This window comes from Actinokineospora baliensis, assembly GCF_016907695.1.
GTDB lineage: Bacteria > Actinomycetota > Actinomycetes > Mycobacteriales > Pseudonocardiaceae > Actinokineospora > Actinokineospora baliensis.
Map to the genome: position 1 here is coordinate 536,645 of NZ_JAFBCK010000001.1, position 18,486 is coordinate 555,130.

Annotated in this window: 20 protein-coding genes; 7 read left to right on the forward strand and 13 right to left on the reverse strand. The window is 69.8% G+C overall.

Annotation, left to right across the window (positions count from 1 at the left end):
* Window positions 1-24 precede the first annotated feature (24 nt).
* Window positions 25-726 (reverse strand): hypothetical protein, encoded by a 702-nt coding sequence (locus JOD54_RS02090; protein ID WP_204448928.1) that lies wholly within the window; start codon window positions 724-726, stop codon window positions 25-27.
* 165 nt (window positions 727-891) lie between these two features.
* Here JOD54_RS02090 and JOD54_RS02095 point away from each other — a divergent pair, with 165 nt between their 5' ends.
* On the forward strand, window positions 892-1,536 hold the full coding sequence (locus tag JOD54_RS02095; protein WP_204448929.1) for a hypothetical protein: 645 nt from the start codon (window positions 892-894) through the stop codon (window positions 1,534-1,536).
* Here JOD54_RS02095 and JOD54_RS02100 read toward each other — a convergent pair.
* Genes JOD54_RS02100 through JOD54_RS02110 form a run of 3 tightly spaced genes read right to left on the reverse strand, consistent with a single transcriptional unit; the run spans window position 1,533 to window position 3,281 of the window.
* Complete coding sequence (locus tag JOD54_RS02100; RefSeq protein ID WP_204448930.1) at window positions 1,533-2,699, reverse strand: saccharopine dehydrogenase family protein; 1,167 nt, start codon at window positions 2,697-2,699, stop codon at window positions 1,533-1,535. The genes JOD54_RS02095 and JOD54_RS02100 overlap by 4 nt on opposite strands.
* A gap of 25 nt (window positions 2,700-2,724) precedes the next feature.
* A complete protein-coding gene (locus JOD54_RS02105; RefSeq protein WP_204448931.1) occupies window positions 2,725-3,066 on the reverse strand; it encodes a hypothetical protein in 342 nt (113 codons plus the stop codon).
* Between the two features lie 2 nt (window positions 3,067-3,068).
* Window positions 3,069-3,281 (reverse strand): SCO4848 family membrane protein, encoded by a 213-nt coding sequence (locus JOD54_RS02110; protein ID WP_204448932.1) that lies wholly within the window; start codon window positions 3,279-3,281, stop codon window positions 3,069-3,071.
* A 90-nt stretch (window positions 3,282-3,371) separates the two neighbouring features.
* Here JOD54_RS02110 and JOD54_RS02115 point away from each other — a divergent pair, with 90 nt between their 5' ends.
* Window positions 3,372-4,715, forward strand: a complete 1,344-nt coding sequence (locus JOD54_RS02115; RefSeq protein WP_307859793.1) for a D-alanyl-D-alanine carboxypeptidase family protein — start codon at window positions 3,372-3,374, stop codon at window positions 4,713-4,715.
* 68 nt (window positions 4,716-4,783) lie between these two features.
* Here the strand turns inward: JOD54_RS02115 and yhjD are convergent, their stop codons facing one another.
* Window positions 4,784-5,791 (reverse strand): inner membrane protein YhjD, encoded by a 1,008-nt coding sequence (gene yhjD, locus JOD54_RS02120; RefSeq protein ID WP_239573254.1) that lies wholly within the window; start codon window positions 5,789-5,791, stop codon window positions 4,784-4,786.
* A 184-nt stretch (window positions 5,792-5,975) separates the two neighbouring features.
* On the opposite strand from yhjD, the gene JOD54_RS02125 reads away from it, so the two are divergent.
* Window positions 5,976-6,641 carry a RhiA family protein gene (locus tag JOD54_RS02125; RefSeq protein WP_204448933.1) on the forward strand — a complete coding sequence of 222 codons (666 nt, stop codon included), beginning with the start codon at window positions 5,976-5,978 and terminating at the stop codon, window positions 6,639-6,641.
* 11 nt (window positions 6,642-6,652) lie between these two features.
* Here JOD54_RS02125 and trpS read toward each other — a convergent pair whose 3' ends face one another.
* Window positions 6,653-7,666, reverse strand: coding sequence for a tryptophan--tRNA ligase (gene trpS, locus JOD54_RS02130; protein ID WP_204448934.1), 1,014 nt, complete (start codon window positions 7,664-7,666; stop codon window positions 6,653-6,655).
* Window positions 7,667-7,824: 158 nt separating this feature from the next.
* Here trpS and JOD54_RS02135 point away from each other — a divergent pair, with 158 nt between their 5' ends.
* On the forward strand, window positions 7,825-9,348 hold the full coding sequence (locus JOD54_RS02135; protein WP_204448935.1) for a S8 family peptidase: 1,524 nt from the start codon (window positions 7,825-7,827) through the stop codon (window positions 9,346-9,348).
* A 60-nt stretch (window positions 9,349-9,408) separates the two neighbouring features.
* Here the strand turns inward: JOD54_RS02135 and JOD54_RS02140 are convergent, their stop codons facing one another.
* The 5 genes from JOD54_RS02140 to JOD54_RS02160 all read right to left on the reverse strand — a co-directional run bounded on the left by JOD54_RS02140 (window position 9,409) and on the right by JOD54_RS02160 (window position 12,947).
* Window positions 9,409-9,711, reverse strand: coding sequence for a hypothetical protein (locus JOD54_RS02140; RefSeq protein ID WP_204448936.1), 303 nt, complete (start codon window positions 9,709-9,711; stop codon window positions 9,409-9,411).
* Window positions 9,712-10,084: 373 nt separating this feature from the next.
* Window positions 10,085-10,402 carry a nucleotidyltransferase family protein gene (locus JOD54_RS02145; RefSeq protein WP_204448937.1) on the reverse strand — a complete coding sequence of 106 codons (318 nt, stop codon included), beginning with the start codon at window positions 10,400-10,402 and terminating at the stop codon, window positions 10,085-10,087.
* Window positions 10,403-10,412: 10 nt separating this feature from the next.
* Window positions 10,413-11,219: an exodeoxyribonuclease III gene (locus tag JOD54_RS02150; RefSeq protein WP_204448938.1), complete on the reverse strand. Its 807-nt coding sequence runs from the start codon at window positions 11,217-11,219 to the stop codon at window positions 10,413-10,415.
* A gap of 15 nt (window positions 11,220-11,234) precedes the next feature.
* Complete coding sequence (locus JOD54_RS02155) at window positions 11,235-11,552, reverse strand: SH3 domain-containing protein (protein ID WP_307859795.1); 318 nt, start codon at window positions 11,550-11,552, stop codon at window positions 11,235-11,237.
* 177 nt (window positions 11,553-11,729) lie between these two features.
* Window positions 11,730-12,947 carry an NADP-dependent isocitrate dehydrogenase gene (locus JOD54_RS02160; RefSeq protein ID WP_204448939.1) on the reverse strand — a complete coding sequence of 406 codons (1,218 nt, stop codon included), beginning with the start codon at window positions 12,945-12,947 and terminating at the stop codon, window positions 11,730-11,732.
* A 122-nt stretch (window positions 12,948-13,069) separates the two neighbouring features.
* Between JOD54_RS02160 and JOD54_RS02165 the strand changes: the two genes are divergently transcribed.
* Entirely contained in the window at window positions 13,070-13,462 is a 393-nt protein-coding gene (locus JOD54_RS02165) for a hypothetical protein (protein WP_204448940.1), read from the forward strand.
* Here the strand turns inward: JOD54_RS02165 and JOD54_RS02170 are convergent.
* Window positions 13,412-14,011, reverse strand: coding sequence for a GNAT family N-acetyltransferase (locus JOD54_RS02170; RefSeq protein ID WP_204448941.1), 600 nt, complete (start codon window positions 14,009-14,011; stop codon window positions 13,412-13,414). The two genes, JOD54_RS02165 and JOD54_RS02170, sit on opposite strands and share 51 nt — an antisense overlap.
* A 58-nt stretch (window positions 14,012-14,069) precedes the next feature.
* On the opposite strand from JOD54_RS02170, the gene JOD54_RS02175 reads away from it, so the two are divergent.
* Both JOD54_RS02175 and JOD54_RS02180 read left to right on the forward strand, forming a co-directional pair.
* Window positions 14,070-14,882, forward strand: a complete 813-nt coding sequence (locus JOD54_RS02175; protein ID WP_204448942.1) for a metal-dependent hydrolase — start codon at window positions 14,070-14,072, stop codon at window positions 14,880-14,882.
* A 194-nt stretch (window positions 14,883-15,076) separates the two neighbouring features.
* Entirely contained in the window at window positions 15,077-18,157 is a 3,081-nt protein-coding gene (locus tag JOD54_RS02180) for a fibronectin type III domain-containing protein (protein ID WP_307859796.1), read from the forward strand.
* A 48-nt stretch (window positions 18,158-18,205) separates the two neighbouring features.
* On the opposite strand, the gene JOD54_RS02185 is transcribed toward JOD54_RS02180, so the two are convergent.
* Window positions 18,206-18,466 (reverse strand): metallothionein, encoded by a 261-nt coding sequence (locus JOD54_RS02185; RefSeq protein WP_204448943.1) that lies wholly within the window; start codon window positions 18,464-18,466, stop codon window positions 18,206-18,208.
* Window positions 18,467-18,486: the final 20 nt, after the last annotated feature.

The following is an 18,486-nucleotide window of genomic DNA, read 5'->3' on the forward strand; positions in this document are numbered from 1 at the left end:
GTTGTCGCTCAGAGGCCGCGTCCATCAGGACGCGGCCTCTTTTAGTTTCGGCACCGCTTGCTCGGCCAGTTCACGCGCGCCATCCCCGGAGACTCTTAGGTCAACCGGGATGTCTGGGTGGAGTCGCACGAAAATCGCGGAACCGGTGACAAGCGCGGGACGGCCGCCTACGTGGTCTGTGTAGCTGGAGACGCTGTACAGACTGGCCTCTAGTGCCACCTCGTTGCGCCCCGCGATGCACTTGTCGTCCCTCTTGCTGGCCGCTAGGAGCCCACAGAGCCGCTCGGTGCGGGCACCCTTGGGCAGGTCGACCAACTTGCCACCGTCGCCCTTGGACGGCCTGGTGAGCACCGACCGCAACGCCTCCAACGCCCGATCCCTGACCGCGGCGTCCTCGGGCTCCACTGTCACGTTCACCGACGTCGTGCCCAGGTCCAGTCCAGGCCCCCCGAGCCGAACGGTGACTACCCGGTCTCCGCCGCGCAGTACACACGCCCCAGCAGCCGTGACCGCCGCGTCAACCGGCCCCACGACGTCCCCCCACCGCACGGCCTGGCACAAGACCTGCCCAGCGGTCTCGGGGAACACCTCCCCCAACGCCTCCCCGGTGACCAGGGCCACCGGCCGCACCCCGAACTCGGCCAACGACGTCACCGGCTCATCACCAGGGGCGGAACACCCCACCACAGCACCCACCACGAGCACGACCAGGAGGTTCCACCGCATGGCGGCGAGAATACCCAGGGTTGGATCACCTCCGGCACCGCTCGCCCAGCCAACTCGAGCTCGCCAAGGAGGCCCGGCACAGCTCACGATCGGGTGAACCCGCACCGATGCGTACTCCTGCGCGCGGCAGCACTGCCACTCTCCTGCACCGAGGAGAGGGGGCTCATGGGCTGGGAAAGCCAACCGCGCGGGCGGGACGGCAAGTGGGTCAAGGGCGGAGCTGGGGTGACTGTCGCGGCGGCGGCCGTGGGGTTGGCGGTCGTCGGCGGGGCGGGCGGGGCGGCTACGGGTGCGGCGGTGCCCGCGGCCAACGCGGCGGCGCGGGCTGAGGCGGCCGCGAAGCCGAACCGCGGTGCTCGCAAGACCAAGGCGGACGACGGTTGGCGCAAGCTGCGGCTGCGCAATGTCCGCGAGGCCACGGAGAACGCGCTGGACTGCGCCATCAACTCCTACGGCCAGGTCCGGGACTTCTTCCTGCGCAACCCCTGCGCGGACCTCGACCGGACGCTGTTCACCCTGGCCGATCCGGCGGGCAACACGTTCGTCGTGTCCGTGGCGTGGGTGCGGATGCGGTCCGCGAAGGACGTGCGGCCGCTCAAGGCGCTCATCGACACCGATGGCACCGGCAGCGTCAAGTCGCTCGGGTTCGACCTCCTCAAGCAGCAGGGCGTGCGGTTCACCGGCACGCCTTTCCGCTCCCGGCCGAGCAGGGATGTCCTGGTCGTCGCCGAGGGCGCTGCCGTGTCCGGGAAGCCGGATCCGACGATCTTCCGGCAGGCTGTCGACCTCGCGGCGGAGTTGCCCCGCTAGGTTCGGACCGCTGAGGACACCGTGCGGAACTCGATGCCCGCTGCCACCAGGCGGTCGATGAGGGCGGTGCCCATGGCGGTCGCGGTGGTCACCTGGCCCGCGGTGGTGGGGAGGTCGTCGAAGGCCAGGGAGAGGGCTGATTCGGCGAGCATCTTGGAGGTTTCGCCGTAGCCGGGGTCGCCGCCGGTGAGTTCGGTGTGGACTCGGTGGTCGCCGCCGGTGGCTATGAAGGTCATTTTGAACCAGGAGCGTTCGCGCTGGGCTTCGGTGGGGCCCTGGCCCGCGGGGTTGCGGTTCACCAGCCACTTGCGCAGCGGGGGCACCTGGGACGCGGCGATAAGACCGGCGGCGCCGCCGGAGATGGCCAAGGCGGTGGGCAGATGCTTAACAGCCAGGTGGTGGCCGTAGCTGAACTCCGGGCCGTACCGGTCCAGCGCGCGGGCGGACCGCAGGACCACCTGTGGGTCGATGGTCGGCAGCGGTACCGCCCAGATGCCCAGGTCGGTCACGCGCCCTGCCTTGCCCCTGCCGCGCACCTTTCGCTGCGACCTCGGCTCGACCTTACGACGCTCGGCAGCCGCCTTACGCATAGCGCCGAGCCGCGAGAACGCGTTCACGGCTGACTCGAGGGTCCCGCCGGAGATAGAGGCCGAGACGGTGAGGTAGCCGTTGACGGTAAGAGGCACGTCGGCCGGTAGCTGGTTCACGGTGTACAGCACGCCGAGGTCGTGGGGGATCGAGTCGAAGCCGCAGCTGTGCACGAGGCGCGCGCCGGTCTCCACCGCCTTCGCGTGGTGGCGCAGGTAGGTGCGGTCGACGAACTCGGGTTCGCCGGTGAGGTCGACGTAGTCGGTTCCGGCCGCCGCGCAGGCGCCGACCAGGGGATCTCCGTAGGTGATGTACGGGCCCACAGTGGAGATGACGACCCGGGCGGCCTCCGCGACGGCCCTCAGCGAGGCCGGGTCGTTCACGTCCGCGGTCAGCAACCCGACGCTGTCGACGCCGAGGCGGTCGCGCACGGCCTCCAGCTTCGCCCTGGTGCGCCCGGCGAGCGCCCACCGGGTTCCGGTGGGCGCGTGCCGCGCCAGGTACTCAGCGGTCAGCTGGCCGGTGAACCCGGTAGCCCCGAACAACACGACGTCGAACTCACGCCCGGTAGCCATGACCGCATCCTACCCATCGGTAACCTCAGGTCCAGAAGACGGCCAGCCCCACGTTGAGCACGACCAGCCCGCCCAGCACCGGCGGCAGCCAGCGCGGGTTCACCTTCTTGGCGGTGAACGCGAACGCCAAACCGAGGATGGCCACGACCACCAGCAGCTTGATGCCGAGCTTCATGTGGTTGTACTCGGCCCCGGTGAGCGGCGCCAACGCCATCAGGGCGATCCCGGTGATCAGCTGCAACCCGGCCCCGTGCAACCACCCCTTGTTCACCACTTCGGGCGAACGGAACTGCAGCAGCAGCGCCCCGATCAGGGCGCCCATGCCCAGCAGGTGCAGGAACACCAGCAGGTGTCTGACGAACTCCACGGCTAACTCCTCCTCCAGGCCCGCCAGCCGATGACGCCGATCATCGTGCCGAACAGCAGCGAAGCGGCCGTCAGCAGGGCGTGCACCAGGAAGAACCCGGTCGGCCCAGGCGCGAACGACCGCGGGTCGACCCAGATGTTGCGCAGGAACATGGGCCAGATCACCCACGACCACACCCCGAACCCCACCAGGAACAACGCTGCCCGCCGACTCATACCGGCAGTATCCAGCGCGGACGGCGGCTACCCACGTGTGGGTGACAGGCCGGATCGTGGCCGGATCGTGACAGGCCCTACCCTGCAGAGGTGCGCTTCGCAGCCCGCAGGACCGTGACCGCCCTCTTCGTCCCGCTGTGCGCCCTGCTCTTCGGGGCCACGCTCGCGACCCCGGTGGCCGCGCAGCCGGTGGTCCGCGGGGCCACGCAGCAGACGACGGGGGCCCAGGCGCCGACCTCGAACAGCGCCCAGTGCCAGAACCACGACCGGCCGCCGCCCCCGGTGGACACCTCCGAGGAGCCGCTGCCCGGCCAGCCGACGCCCGAGCCGCTGCCGGTGCCCAAGGAGCCGGTCGGCGGTACGCGGATGGGCGAGTGCGGCCTGGTGGTGCCCAACGGCGCCAAGGCGGCGATCGCGGGCGAGGTCACCTCGGCGTCCTGGGTGATCGCCGACATCGACACCGGCGCGGTGCTGGCCGCCAAGGACCCGCACGCCAGGGAGCGGCCCGCGTCGCTGATCAAGACGCTGCTGGCCGTGGTGGTGATCCGCGAGCTGCGCCTCGACGAGGTCGTCACCGGCACCCAGGAGGACGCCAACCAGGAGGGCACCAAGGTCGGCGTCGGCCCCGGCGGCCAGTACACGGTCCGCCAACTGCTGTTCGCCCTGCTGATGCGCTCGGGCAACGACGCCGCGCACGCGCTGGCCGGGCAGCTCGGCGGCGTGCCCGCGGCGCTGGAGAAGATGAACGCGCTGGCCAAGGAGATCGGCGCGCTCGACACCCGCGCCGCCACCCCGTCCGGCCTCGACGGCCCCGGCATGAGCACCTCGGCCTACGACCTGAGCCTGGTCTTCCGCGCGGCCATGAAGCACAAGGAGTTCGCCGAGGCCGTCGGCACCAAGTCGATCGACTTCCCCGGCTACGGCACCAAACCGGGCTACAAGGTCGTCAACGACAACAAGCTCCTCGGCCGCTACCAGGGCTTCACCGGCGGCAAGACCGGCTTCACCGACGACGCCCGCCACACCTACGTGGGTGGCGCCAAGCGCGGCAACACCCGCATCGCGGTCGTCCTCCTGCGCGGCGAGCTCAACCCCAACCCCCTGGCCGAGCAGGCGTCCCGCCTCCTCGACTACGGCTTCGCCCTGGCCACCGAGAAGTCCAAGCCGGTCGGCCAGCTCGTCGACCACGCCCCAGAAGCCCAGCCCAAGCAGGACACCGGCATCGGCACCACGTCGTCCACCCAGCCGCCAGCGGGAACGACGCAGGGCAACTCGGACACCGCCCTCCCGCCGGACGCCCAGCGCTCGGCCTTCGGCAACTACGGCGCCCCCCTGGTCGCGCTCGCGGGCGTGGCGGTGCTGGTGTCATTCGGACTCTGGTTCCGCCGCAAGCGCGCCCGCGCCGCTCGAGCCGCCCGCGCCGCCGCTGGCTGATCACACCTCTTACGCATAGAGCCCGCCCAGCTCCGAGGAGCTGGGCGGGCTCTTACGTTGAAGAAGGCCTACTTCCGGCGGCGGAGGGCCATGCCGAGGAGGGCGCCTACGCCGATCAGGCCCAGGGATTCCTTCAGGCGGGGGGTGCGGGCTTCCTCGACCACCGGGCGGATCACTGCGGGAGGTGGGGCCGCCGGGGGTTCTTTGACGATGTTCTCCTTGGCGGTGGCGGTCCAGGCTGTGATGAACAGGAGGAAGCGGGACACCAGGTTCGCGAACACCAGCAGACCGACGATCGGGCCGATGATGGCGCCGAGCGGGCCGCCCAGGACGGTGTTCAAGTAAAGGGTGCCGACCAGCTTGAGGATTTCGAAGCCGATCGCGGCGGCGAGGGCTCCGCGTACCGCGCTCTTGGCGCTCACCGGCCTGCGCGGCAACCGTGCGATCACCCATAGAAAGACGAGCCAGTTGGCGCCTATAGACAGCAGAGTGGCGACGATGAACAGCACGACTTTCGCCCACCCGTAGCCGCCCAGGCCTACTGCGTCGAGCAGGGTGTCGGCGAGACCGCTGCCTATAGCGCTGAGGCTAAAAGAAACGGCGAGTGCGACGCCCAAGCCCAGTAGGGCCAAGAGGTCCATCAGCATGCCGCGGAAGAACGGGCGCTGGTCGAGCTTTTGGCCCCACTGCGCGGTGAGCGCGTCGCGGAGGTTGCTCATCCAGCCGAGGCCGGTGTAGGCGGCGGTGAGCAGGCCGATGATCCCGACCTTGCCGCGTTCGTCGATGGCGGTGGTGACCAGGTCGTTCAGGGTTTGCCGGATGCTCGTCGGGGCGGCGCTGACGATGCTGTCGCGCAGGTCCTTCAGCGTGTCCGGCTGGCCGTTGAGCACGAAACCGAGGACGGCGACGCCGATGAGGGTCAGCGGGAACAGCGACAGGACGCTGAAGTAGGTGATCGACGCGGCGAAGTGGTTGCCGTAGCGCTCGGTGAACGCGTCGAAGGCCCGGATCAGGTGGTCGATGGCAGGCCGACGGGCGCGCAGCCGGGTCAGGGCCGACTCGTTCTCGGTCACCAAGGGAACTCTAGCCGCCCAGGCCGCGGCCGCAACGCGAAAGATCTTCGGACGAGCGGGTTTCCGCCCGGCCAATCGCCCGAACGGGGTCAGTTGTGCGGAGAACGGGTGATCATCGTTCTCCCCGGGGCCCGACACCCCCTAGCGTCGGCGGAATCCGTCTCTGCACCGATCATGAAAGGTCACCATGACCCACACCCTCCAGGGCGTCGACGTCGCCGACCTGGTTCCGTCGCTGGGCGCCCAGCACTCCGTGTCCGTCACCAACCGTTCCACTGTGGACGGACGCAACGCCGTGGTGTTCCAGAGCTCGCCGTCGCTGCCGGACAACGCCGTCCCGCTGGCCTGGCTGGCCCGCCTCTCCCGCCCCGGCACCACCGTCGCGCTGGAGTGGTCGCTGAACTACTGCTTCGTCCACGGCAGGCAGGGCAACCTCCACGACGGCGTCGACTACGGCCGCGCCGGAATCCTCGACGCGAGGCTCGCCCGCTACAACGTCGCCGGATTGTCCTATAGGGCGGGGAACTTCGGTTTCCGCCGCGAGCCGGGCAACCACCCAGACGGCGTTCTCGCCGTGTTCCAGGACGACACCGTGCCCGGCGCGGGCGCCTACCGCCGGGGCTGCGTCGGCATCGGCATGGACGGCGCCGCCACCTTCGTCGCCCCGACCGAACCGGGCGTCGACCTCACCTTCGACCCGCACCCCGAGTACTGGCTCACCCTGGCGCGCTACGCCGCGGGCGCCGTCGTCGACCCCGGCGCGACCGCCGCGGTCCGGCTCAGCTTCCCCGGCGGCAAGACCAGGGCCAACGCGGTGTTCACCGGCAGCACCTGGACCGTCGACTACAGCTAGGCGACTCGCGACTAGGCGAGGAAACCCGCCTTGTCGTACACCCGCGACAGCGTGGCCGAGGCGACCTCTCGAGCCCGCTCGGCACCGGCGCGCAGGACCTTGTCCAGCTCGGCCGGGTCGTCCAAATAGGACTTGACCCGGTCGCGCACCGGCGTGACGAACTCGGCGACGACCTCGCCGAGGTCCTTCTTCAGGTCCCCGTACCCCTTGCCCGCGTAGTCCGCCTGCAGGTCATCGATGCCCCGGCCGGTCAGCGCCGAGTAGATGCCGAGCAGGTTGCTCACGCCCGGCTTGTTCTCCTGGTCGAACACGACCTCCCGACCGGTGTCGGTGACCGCGGAGCGGATCTTCTTCGCCGAGACCTTCGGGTCGTCGAGCAACTCGATGATGCCGTTGGGGCTGGAGGCGGACTTGCTCATCTTCGCCCCCGGCTCCTGCAGGTCGTAGATCTTGGCGGTGTCCTTGAGGATGTAGGGCTCCGGCGGGGTGAACGTCTTGCCGAACCGCGAGTTGAACCGCTGCGCCAGGTCGCGGGTCAGCTCCAGGTGCTGGCGCTGGTCCTCGCCGACCGGCACGTACTGCGGCCGGTAGAGCAGGATGTCGGCCGCCTGCAGGATCGGGTAGGTGAACAGCCCGACGCTGACCACCTCCTGCTTGGCCGACTTGTCCTTGAACTGGGTCATCCGACCGGCCTCGCCGAACCCGGTGAGGCACTGCATCACCCAGCCCAGCTCGGCGTGCTCGGGCACCTGGCTCTGCACGAACAGCGTCGTGCGCGCCGGGTCCAGGCCCAGGGCCAGCAACTGCGCCGCGGAGACCCTGGTGCGCTTGCGCAGCAGCTTCGGGTCGTGCTCGACGGTGATCGCGTGCAGGTCGGCCAGGAAGTAGAAGGCGTCGTGGGTGTCCTGCAGCGCCACCCACTGGCGCACCGCGCCGAGGTAGTTGCCGAGGTGGAAGGAGTCGGCGGTCGGCTGGATGCCGGACAACACGCGCGGCTTGCGCTCCGGGCTGCTCTCGGTGGACACACCCCCAGTGTCGCAGGCACGGCCCCCGCCGGATGCGCTGGCCCAACCGGCGGATTGTGCGCACCGTCCCAAGGTGACAGGTTCTCGGCAGGCCAGCCGCGCCTCGCGCGCGCCCGACCGGCGCCTGGCCACCCGATCCCCGACCTGGAGGTTCTCCCGTGCACAGACGTTCCCGACTCCGCCTGCTCGGCGCCGCGGTGGTGCTCGCCACCGCCGCGACCGGTCTGGCGACCGCCGCGGGTCAGGCCAGCGCGGCCCCCGCGGCCCCGGCAGCGGCCGCGGCGGGGGGTGCCCACTTCGTCGTCCTCGGCGACGAGGGCCGCAACCTCGGCCAGGTCGAGCGCGCGGTGCGCGCCGCGGGCGGCACCGTGCTCAAGAGCTGGCCGCAGATCGGCGTCGTCATCGCCACCTCGACCAGCGCCGACTTCGCCACCGTCGTGCGCGGCAAGCAGGGCGTCCGCGGCGCGGGCGCGACCCGCAACCTCGCCGAGCTGGCCACCACCCCGCCCGCGGCGCGCATCGCCGCCGCGCAGGGCAACGCCAAGACGCTGGAGGCGACCGAGGCGGTCGTCACCAACGGCGGCAAGGGCAACCCGACCGACCCGGGTGACCCGCTGACGGTCAACCAGTGGAACCTCAAGTCCATCAAGGCCGACCAGGCGCACGCCCGCTCCGGCGGCAGCCCCAACGTCGTCGTCGGCGTGCTCGACTCCGGCATCGAGGCCACCCACCCCGACCTCGCCCCCAACATCGACGCGTCCCGCTCGGTGGGCTGCACCAACGAGGGCGTGCCGGACACCTCCCCGGCCGCCTGGGCGCCGACCACCAGCGACCACGGCACCCACGTCGCGGGCATCATCGCCGCGGCCAAGAACGGTGTCGGCGTCGTCGGCGTCGCGCCCAACGTCAAGCTGGCCTCGGTGAAGGTCGTCGACGACGAGGGCTACATCTACCCCGAGTACGCGATCTGCGGGTTCGTGTGGGCCGCCGAGAAGGGCATCCACGTCACGAACAACTCGTACTTCATCGACCCGTGGTTCCTGTGGTGCCGCACCGACGCCGACCAGCGCGCCGTGATCACCGCCGTGACCCGCGCGGTGAACTACTCGGCGCACCGCGGCGTGGTCAACGTCGCCGCGCTCGGCAACAGCAACTGGGACCTCTCGCACGACATCACCGACTCCGGCAGCCCGAACAACGGCACCCCGGTGACCCGCGAGACCGGCCCCGAATGCCTCAACCTGCCCAGCGAGATCGACGGCGTGGTCGGCGTGTCCTCGACCGGTGTGAAGAACGAGAAGTCCTACTTCTCCAACTACGGCATCACCGAGACCGACGTGGCCGCCCCCGGCGGTGACCGGATGCAGATCCCGACCACCCCCGACGCCAACGGCCGCGTGCTCTCGACCGTCGTCGGTGGCGCGTGGGGCTACAAGCAGGGCACCTCGATGGCGTCCCCGCACGCCGCCGGTGTGGTCGCGCTGATCCGCTCCACGCACCGCAACTGGCCCGCCCCGCTGGTCATCGGCGCCCTGCACGTCGGTGCCGACCGCCAGGCGTGCCCCAGCGGCGTGTACGACCCGGATGGCACCGGCGCTTGGCTGGCCACCTGCGAGGGTGGTCGCTCCGGTCGCGGGTTCTACGGCTCGGGTCTGATCGACGCCCTGGCCGCTGTTCGCTAGTTCTTACGCCAAGAGCCCCCCGTGTTCGCACGGGGGGCTCTTGCTTTGCTTTTAGGTGCTTTAGGCCCGGTTGTCGGCCTGGTGCGCCCGCCGCGGCGCGGGCACCTTCAACGGCGTCACCACGGGCACCGGCGCCTTGGTCGTTTTGCGCCTGCGCACGAGCCCCACGGCGAACCCACCGACCCCGACGATCACCGCCGCGATCCCGACCGGACCGGCCACGGTGAACGGCACGCTGCTCTCCACCGCACCCCCGTCAACGGCGGCCGAAGCGACCTGGTCGGACCCGAGTGCGAAAACCACCGCCCCCGCCGTGGCGACCGCCATGCGAGCCACCAGCGCGCGCGGAGTCCACGCGCTCACGAATCGACACCACTTGACACAGCTCTACCGTCCCTCGATTGGACTAGCACCATCGGCCTGGTCCCCGGAACCCGCGACCGATCGTGGCGGCCGGAACCGCACGTTCGGTTGACGCCCGCGAGACTAGCCCTGCACACGCCCCCCGGCGGCACGGGGTAGTCGATCACCAGATGGCCACGTGGCAGTCAGCGCAGTGGCGCTGGTCACCGATGCCCTGGTCGCGCGGCGGAACTGTGGGTAAGCGCGAGGTTGCTCGGGGTGACCCACAGGCGCCCCACAGACCACCTACCCGGGTGACCCCCAAGCGGCCCTGCCGCGTCAGGCGCCAGGCTCGGTCGGCGGCCAGTTATCAGAGGGCAGCGACGGGGCATGGTCACGCCAGCGGGCCGCACGCGGCGGCATAGAGCGTCTCCCTTGTTTCCAGCACCTGCTGCCGGAAGTACGGGTTCCGCAGACCAGCGGTGGTCACGACGTCCACCGGGCGTCCGAGCAGGGCCTCAAGGCCCTCCTTGAGCGAGAAGAAGGCGTCGAACTCGGGGCCGTCGACGAACTCGACGAGGACGTCGACATCGCTGGTGGCGGGGTTGAAGTGCACGCCGAGCGCTGAACCGAACAGGTCGAGCCTGCGGACCCCGGTCCGGCGGCAGAGGTCTTCGATCTGCGGCAACCTGGCCGCGACGAGCTCGTGCACGGCCACCACCTCAGTCGGTCGGCGGCCAGTTGTAGACAGCCGTGACCGGGGCGTGGTCGGTCCAGCGGGCGTCGTAGCTGGCGGGGCGTTCGACGGCGATGGTGGTGGTGCGGTCGGCGAGGCGGGGGGTGGCGACGTGGAGGTCGATGCGCCAGCCGGAGTCGTTGTCGAAGGCTTTGCCGCGGTAGGACCACCACGTGTACGGGCCGGGGCCCTCGGGGTGCAGTTGGCGCAGGACGTCGCGGTAGCCGGCTTCGGTGAACAGCTTGCCCATCCAGGCGCGTTCGCCGGGGGTGAAGCCCGCGTTCTTTCGGTTGGCCTTCCACGCCTTGAGGTCGATCTCCTGGTGCGCGATGTTCCAGTCGCCGCAGACCAGGACCTCACGGCCGTCGGCGGCGGCCTTGGCGCGCAGTTCCACCAGGTACGGCAGGAACGTCTCCATGAAGCGTTCCTTCTGGTCCTGCCGCAGCGTGCCGACCTCGCCGCTGGGCAGGTAGACGCTGCCGACGACCACGCCGGGGAACCACGCCTCGACGTAGCGGCCGCTGGCCTCGAACTCGGGGACGCCGAAGCCGACCCGGGTGGCCTCGGGCGCTTCCCGCGAGTACACCGCGACCCCGTTGCGCCCGCGCAGCAGCGTCGACTCGGCGTGCACCGCGTGCCAGCCCTCGCTGAACTCCGCGGGCAGCTCGTCGACCGGGGAGCGCACCTCCTGCAGGCAGACGACGTCGGCCTCGGTGGCGGCGAGCCACTCCAGGAAGCCCTTCTTGGCGGCAGCACGCAGCCCGTTCACGTTGACGGTGGCGACAGTCAGCACGCCACCACCCTATGACTAGCCGCAGTCGCGACCTTCGAGCGGCTTGAGGAACTCGTTGGACGCCCAGCGGTTCTCGCCGAGCTTGCGGTACCCGTTCTGCACGAGCTTGTCCGCGTCGCTCTCGGCGCCGCTCTTGAACTTGCCCACGATCTCCGCCGCCGCTTCCGGCTTGGCCCGCACGTTGAGCACGTCAGCGGTGACCGCCACCCGGCACCCGCCCACGCCACTGGTCGGCGCCGACTCGCCGTTGGGCGGCTCGACCCCCATCGAGTAGATGATCGCGACGGCGACGATGCCACCGCCGACGAGCAGGGTGCCCTTGGGCAGCAACACGACTCACACTCCACGGTGCGCGGACGGATCCCCTCCACGGTCCCGCACCCGCCCTGATGCGCGCCAGTGCCCGTGGCCGGAACCACCCACTGGAGCCAACGCCGGGCACCGTCAGTCACGGGCGCGCAACAGAACGGCCCCCGCGCCTGAGCACGGGGGCCGTCCAACGAGAGAGCGTCAGCCAGCGGCCTTCTGCAGGTTCTCGTCGAGGGTCGCGAGGAACTCCTCGGTGGTCTGCCACTCCTGATCCTTGCTGACCAGCAGCGCCAGGTCCTTGGTCATGCGGCCGCTCTCCACGGTCTCGATGACCACGCGCTCCAGGGTCTCGGCGAAGCCGGTGACCTCGGGCGTGCTGTCGAGCTTGCCGCGGTGGGCCAGACCGCGGGTCCAGGCGTAGATGGACGCGATCGGGTTGGTCGAGGTCGGCTTGCCCGCCTGGTGCTGGCGGTAGTGCCGGGTGACCGTGCCGTGCGCGGCCTCGGCCTCGACGGTGCGGCCGTCGGGCGTCGACAGGACCGAGGTCATCAGGCCGAGGGAGCCGAAGCCCTGGGCGACGGTGTCGGACTGGACGTCGCCGTCGTAGTTCTTGCAGGCCCAGACGTAGCCGCCCTCCCACTTCATCGCGGCGGCGACCATGTCGTCGATCAGGCGGTGCTCGTAGGTGAGGCCCTTGGCGTCGAACTCGGCCTTGAACTCGGCGTCGAAGACGGCCTGGAAGATGTCCTTGAAGGCACCGTCGTAGGCCTTGAGGATGGTGTTCTTCGTCGACATGTACACCGGGTAGTCCCGCTGCAGGCCGTACGAGAAGGAGGCCCGCGCGAAGTCCTCGATGGACTTGGTGAAGTTGTACATGCCCATCGCGACGCCGCCGTCGGGGCCGTAGTTGGCCACCACGTGCTTGACCGGCTCGGAGCCGTCCGCCGGGGTGAAGGTGATGGTCAGCTCACCGGCGCCGGGGACCTTGAAGTTGGTGGCCTTGTACTGGTCGCCGTGCGCGTGGCGGCCGATGATGATCGGCTTGGTCCAGCCGGGCACCAGGCGCGGGATGTTGGAGATGATGATCGGCTCGCGGAAGACCACGCCGCCGAGGATGTTGCGGATGGTGCCGTTGGGCGAGACCCACATCTTCTTGAGGCCGAACTCCTCGACCCGCGCCTCGTCCGGGGTGATGGTGGCGCACTTGACGCCGACCCCGTGCTGCTTGATGGCGTTGGCGGCGTCGATCGTCACCTGGTCGTCGGTGGCGTCGCGGTGCTCGATGCCCAGGTCGTAGTACTCCAGGTCCACGTCCAGGTAGGGGTGGATCAGCTTGTCCTTGATGAACTGCCAGATGATCCGGGTCATCTCGTCGCCGTCGAGTTCGACGACCTTCCCCTGGACCTTGATCTTGGCCATGAGCCGCGGTGCTCCTCTCGCCTTCTACGCCTTCAAACGGTACAAGCGTACTGCTATCCGGGCGCACCACGCCTGTGGGCGCGGTCACCCGGATCGTAGGCCGTCAAGGTATCCTGACAGACATGCACGACATGGACCTCCCGGGCCACCGCGGCGGCGTGACCGACCTGCGACCGCACTGCGACTGCGGGTGGACGGCCGACCGGCACTTCCGCGACCGCGAGGAGGCCACCGCGCACTGGTTCCGCGCGCACGCGCTGCCCGCGGTCGAGGCCGAACCGCCGAGCTGGCTGCTGGTCAAGTCCGACGTGCTGCGCGAGCAGGTGGAAGAGCTGATCAAGACCCGCCCGGCGGTCGCGCTCAAGCTGCTGCACGAGGTGGAGGCGTGGCACCGGCCGCTGACCCAGCGCGCCGTCGCCGCCGCCCGCACCTCGGGGGCGTCCTGGAGCGAGGTGGGCCAGGCGTTAGGCGTGACCAGGCAGGCCGCGCACGAACGGTTCCGCGACCTGGGCTGAGGGCCACTCGCTGGCCAGCATCGCGTAGACGGCCTCATCGGCCCACCGGCCGCGGACGAACTCGTTGCGCACGAAGTGCGCCTCCTTGCGCATCCCCAGCCGTTCGAGCAGCCGCGTCGAGGCCGCGTTGTCGGCGTCGAGCCGCGCGATCACCCGGTGCATGTCGAGGTCGTCGAACGCGGTCCGCACCAGCTGGGCGGCCGCCTCCGTGGCGTAGCCGCGGCCCGCGTGGTCGGGGTGGAAGATGTAGCCGATCTCGACGGTCCGGTGCTCCTCGCTGACCCAGGCCAGGTGCACCTCGCCCAGCAGCTCGCCGGTCTCGGCCAGGTCCACGGCGAGGATCACGCGGTCGCCCTCGGCGGTCAGCGCGGTTCGCGTCATCCGGTCGGCCAGCGCCGCCTCGGCCTCTTCGCGCGTGCGCGGACCCCAGTAGAGGTACTGCGTCACGTCTTCGCGCGACTGGGCGCGGTAGAGCTGGTCGGCGTCTTCTGGGCCGTAGGGGCGCAAAACGAGTCGGCGGGTCTTGATCGGAAACGGCGGGAGCGGCACCCCGCGGATCCTAGAGTGAGCGGCGTTCGTCGGCTTTCGAGTTTCCTGGGGGTCTCCGGTGTCGACCGGTCCTACGCACGCCATGAGCGGGCTCGCCGCGTGGGCCGCGGTCACCGCGCTCGCCGAGGGCACCGCCATCGGCAGCCTGTCGGCCAAGGGCTGGCTGGTCGGGGCCGTCCTGGCCACCGGGGCGGCGCTGTTACCCGACCTCGACCACCCGGAGTCGACCGTCTCGTCGACCTTCGGGCCGGTGACCCAGGCCGCGTCGAAGATCTTCAACACCATCAGCCGCGGCATCTACAAGGTGACCAGGACCAAGCGGGACTCCAAGCGCGAGGGCGGGCACCGCGGCTTCACCCACACGCTGGTGTTCGCGCTGATCGCGACCGTGGTGACCACCGCGATCATCCAGACCAGCCGGTCGTGGGCGCTGCCGGTGCTGATGTTCTTCTTCAGCGGGCTCGCGGTGCGCGGGATCATGCACAAGTGGTGCCCGCGCAACGACGCGCTGTGGATCACCGGGACGGCGCTGCTGCTCACCTACGCCTGCCTGAAGTGGACCGACCAGACCACCGCCGACGCCGCGGCCTGCGGGGTCGCGGTCGGCATCGGCTGCATCGCGCACTACCTCGGTGACGCGATCACCGAGCAGGGCTGCCCGATCCTGTGGCCCGTACCGATCGCCTGGAAGACCTGGTACCCGGTCGCCCCGCCGAAGTTCCTGCGGATGCGCACCGGCGGCCGGGTCGAGATGGCCCTGGTCGGCCCCGCGCTGACCGTGGTCGCGGTGTGGATGTCCGCGGTCGCGCTGCAGCGGACCGGAGTGCTGCCGATGCTCGACGGGGTGCCGCTCACACCGTGGGCCATGTAGCGCCGACAAGCGCCGCGGCCGAATTTGTCGGCCGATGACAAGTTATTCCGGAATTCGGTTCCGGTATTGCCCGCCGCACGCGCCGGCTGTTTCATTTGTCTTCCCCTTAGCTTGCCCGTAACACACCCGCCACAACGGAGCGGTTGTTTCGCCGTGCCGTTTTCCGGGCGTGGGCGTCCAGAGAGGAAGCCAGCGTGGAATTCGGAAGCGCACGACGGAGAGCGGCCACCGCCATCGGCGCGGTCGCCGCGCTGGTGGCCACCGGGGTGCTGGTCGGCTCCGGGACCGGAGCGGCGGCACCGCGGGAGATCACGCTCAACTACACCTGCCCGTTCCCGCTGATCGGCACCCAGCAGGTCAAGGTGACGGTCAAGGGCGACATCCCGACCGAACTGCCGCTGGGCACGCCGTCCCCGGAGTTCGTGATCGACACCGTGTCCAACGCGGGCCCGACCGCCACCCAGGGCATGAACCTGATCGGCGCGGTCACCATCGAGGGCAGCGCGGTCGCCAACACCGAACTGGTCATGCCCGGGTTGACCCTGCCGCTGGAGGTCCCCGCGACCGTGCCGGTGCAACCGGTCCCCCCAACCGGCCAGGACTTCATCGTCAACGCCACCGGCCGGGCCCCGTCGATCACGGCACCGCAGGTGGGGACGGTGCGGATCTTCATCAAGGACCTGCTGCTGCGCCTGACCCCGAAGAAACCGGACGGCACAGCACCACTGGGCACCTTCGACTCGGCGTGCTCGCAGGTGGCCGGGCAGAACAACCTGTTCGCGGAGATCGCGATCACCGCACCGGGGGACACGCAGGCACCGACCGCGCCGAGCAACCCCAGGGTCACCGACGTAGCCCAGAACAGTGTCACCCTCGCGTGGGACGCAGCCTCGGACAACGTCGCCGTCACCGGCTACGACGTCTACCGGGGGGCGATCCTGGCCGCTTCCGTCACCGGGACCTCGGCGACGGTCGACGGGCTGACCGCGGACACGGAGTACACCTTCACGGTGCGCGCAAAGGACGCTGCCGGCAATACTTCACCGGCGAGTGCCGCGGTGAAAGCCCGGACTTCCCCGGCTCCGGACACGACAGCACCGAGTGCGCCTGGCGGCTTGCGGTCGACCGGAACGACCCAAACGAGTGTCGCTCTCGCGTGGGACACGGCCTCAGACAACATCGGCGTCACCGGCTACGACGTCTACCAGGGAGCGACCCTAGCCACATCCGTCACCGGCACTTCAGCGACGGTTGAGGGACTGACCGCAGATACGGAGTACACCTTCACAGTGCGCGCGAAGGACGCCGCAGGCAACGTATCCGCCGCGAGCCCAGCGGTGACAGCCCGAACCTCGGCAGCTCCAGACACGACCGCACCAAGCACCCCCAGCGGCCTTCGCTCAACCGGCACCTCCCAGACCACCATCGACCTAACCTGGGACGCAGCCACAGACAACATCGGCGTCACCGCCTACGACATCTACCAAGGCGCGACACTGGCCAAGTCGGTCACCGGAACCTCGGCAACCATCGACGGCCTCACCGCAGACACCGAGTACTCATTCACCGTCCGCGCCAAGGACGCCGCAGGAAACACCTCCCCCGCAAGTGCGGCTCTAACAGTCCGCACCCAGTCCACCCCAGACACCACAGCCCCGACAGCGCCGAGCAATCTGCGCTCCACCAGCACGACCGCAACCTCAATTTCCCTAACCTGGGCCCCGGCGACCGACAACGTCGGCGTCACCGCCTACGAAGTATTCGAAGGAACCACAACCGTCGCCACCACCAGCGACACCACCACAACCATCACCGGCCTAACCCCCAACACCGAACACACCTACACCGTCCGGGCAAAGGACTCCGCAGGAAACATCTCCCCGGCGAGCGCGCCACTCAACGTCCGCACCCAACCCGCCCCAGACACCACAGCACCCACCGCTCCCAGCAACCTGCGCTCCACCGGCACAACGCCCACGTCGATCACCCTGGCCTGGGACCCCGCCACCGACAACGTCGGCGTCACCGGCTACCAGGTCTTCGAAGGCAGCACACCAATCGCCACAACCACGGACACCACCACAACCATCACCGGACTAACCCCAGACACCGAACACACCTACACCGTCAAAGCGAAAGACGCCGCAGGAAACACTTCCCCGGCGAGCGCACCACTCAAGGCCCGCACCCAACCCGCACCAGACACCACCGCGCCTACCGCCCCAGGCAACCTACGCTCGACTGGCACCACGCCAACCTCGATCACCCTGACCTGGGACCCCGCCACCGACAACGTCGGCGTCACCGGCTACCAGGTCTTCGAAGGCAACACACCAATCGCCACAACCACGGACACCACCACAACCATCACCGGACTAACCCCAGACACCGAACACACCTACACCGTCAAAGCGAAAGACGCCGCAGGAAACGCCTCTCCCGCAAGCACACCGCTCACCGCCCGCACCCAGTCCACACCGGACACCACAGCACCCAGCGCCCCGAACAACCTGCGCTCCACCGGCACCACCGATACCTCGGTATCCCTGGCCTGGGACCCCGCCACTGACAACGTCGGCGTCGTCGGCTACGACCTCTACCGCGGGGCAACACTTGCGACGAGTGTCGTAGGGACTTCGGTGACGGTGTCCGGGTTGGCCGCTGATACCGAGTACTCCTTCACCGTCAAGGCGAAGGACGCGGCGGGGAATGTTTCGGCGGCTAGTGCAGCGGTCACGGCGAGGACCAAGCCGACCACTGGGCCGCCGGTGGTCAAGTACGGCTACGACCTCACCGGTACCGGCAAGCTCCGCGCGCTCGACGGCTCCCTCCCGCTCACCGGCGGGATCGACGCCCAGGTCGTGCTCGCCACCGGGGCCGTCGACGCCACGTTGGCGCTCAACCCGACCACTGGGCGGTTCCGGTTGTGGGGGCTGGTGCCGGTCACCGCGCAGGTGCGGTTCGAGCAGGTCGGGTTGACCACCGGGACGCTGGCGGGTGGTGCGCTGAGCACGGTGTCGAACGTGGTGGTGAAACTGCCGAAGGTGAGCGTGCTCGGGTTCCCGATCAGCGCGAGCCAGGGCTGCCAGACCTCGACCCCCGCGCGGATCCCGCTCAAGTCCAAGCCCGGCTTCGACCCCATCCAGGGCGGCAAGCTGTCCGGCACCTACACCCTGCCCGCGCTGACGGGCTGCGGTCCGCTGACCCCGCTGCTCAGCGGCCTCGTCGCCGGGCCGGGCAACACCCTGGAGATCACCCTGAAAGCCAGCCGCTGACCGGGTGACCCGGCCCCACCGCCCCGCGCGGATGGGGCCGGGTCTGCCTCACCCGGGGTGCGCCCCCACCGCATCCCGAATCCGCTCCCCCAACCGCTCGTCGACCGACCTGGCGCAGTGCGCGCAGCAGTAGAACCGGCCCTCGACCTCCACCCCGTGCCCCAGGATCCGACACGAGCAGTGCTCGCACACCGGCGCCAGCTTCGTCGCCGCGCACTCGAAGCAGTCGAAGGTGTAGACCTGCCCGCTGACCGTCCGCACCTCGAACGCCATCCAGTAGTCATTGCCGCAGGTGTCGCAGATCGCCATCGGGGCTCCTCTCGTCCCCC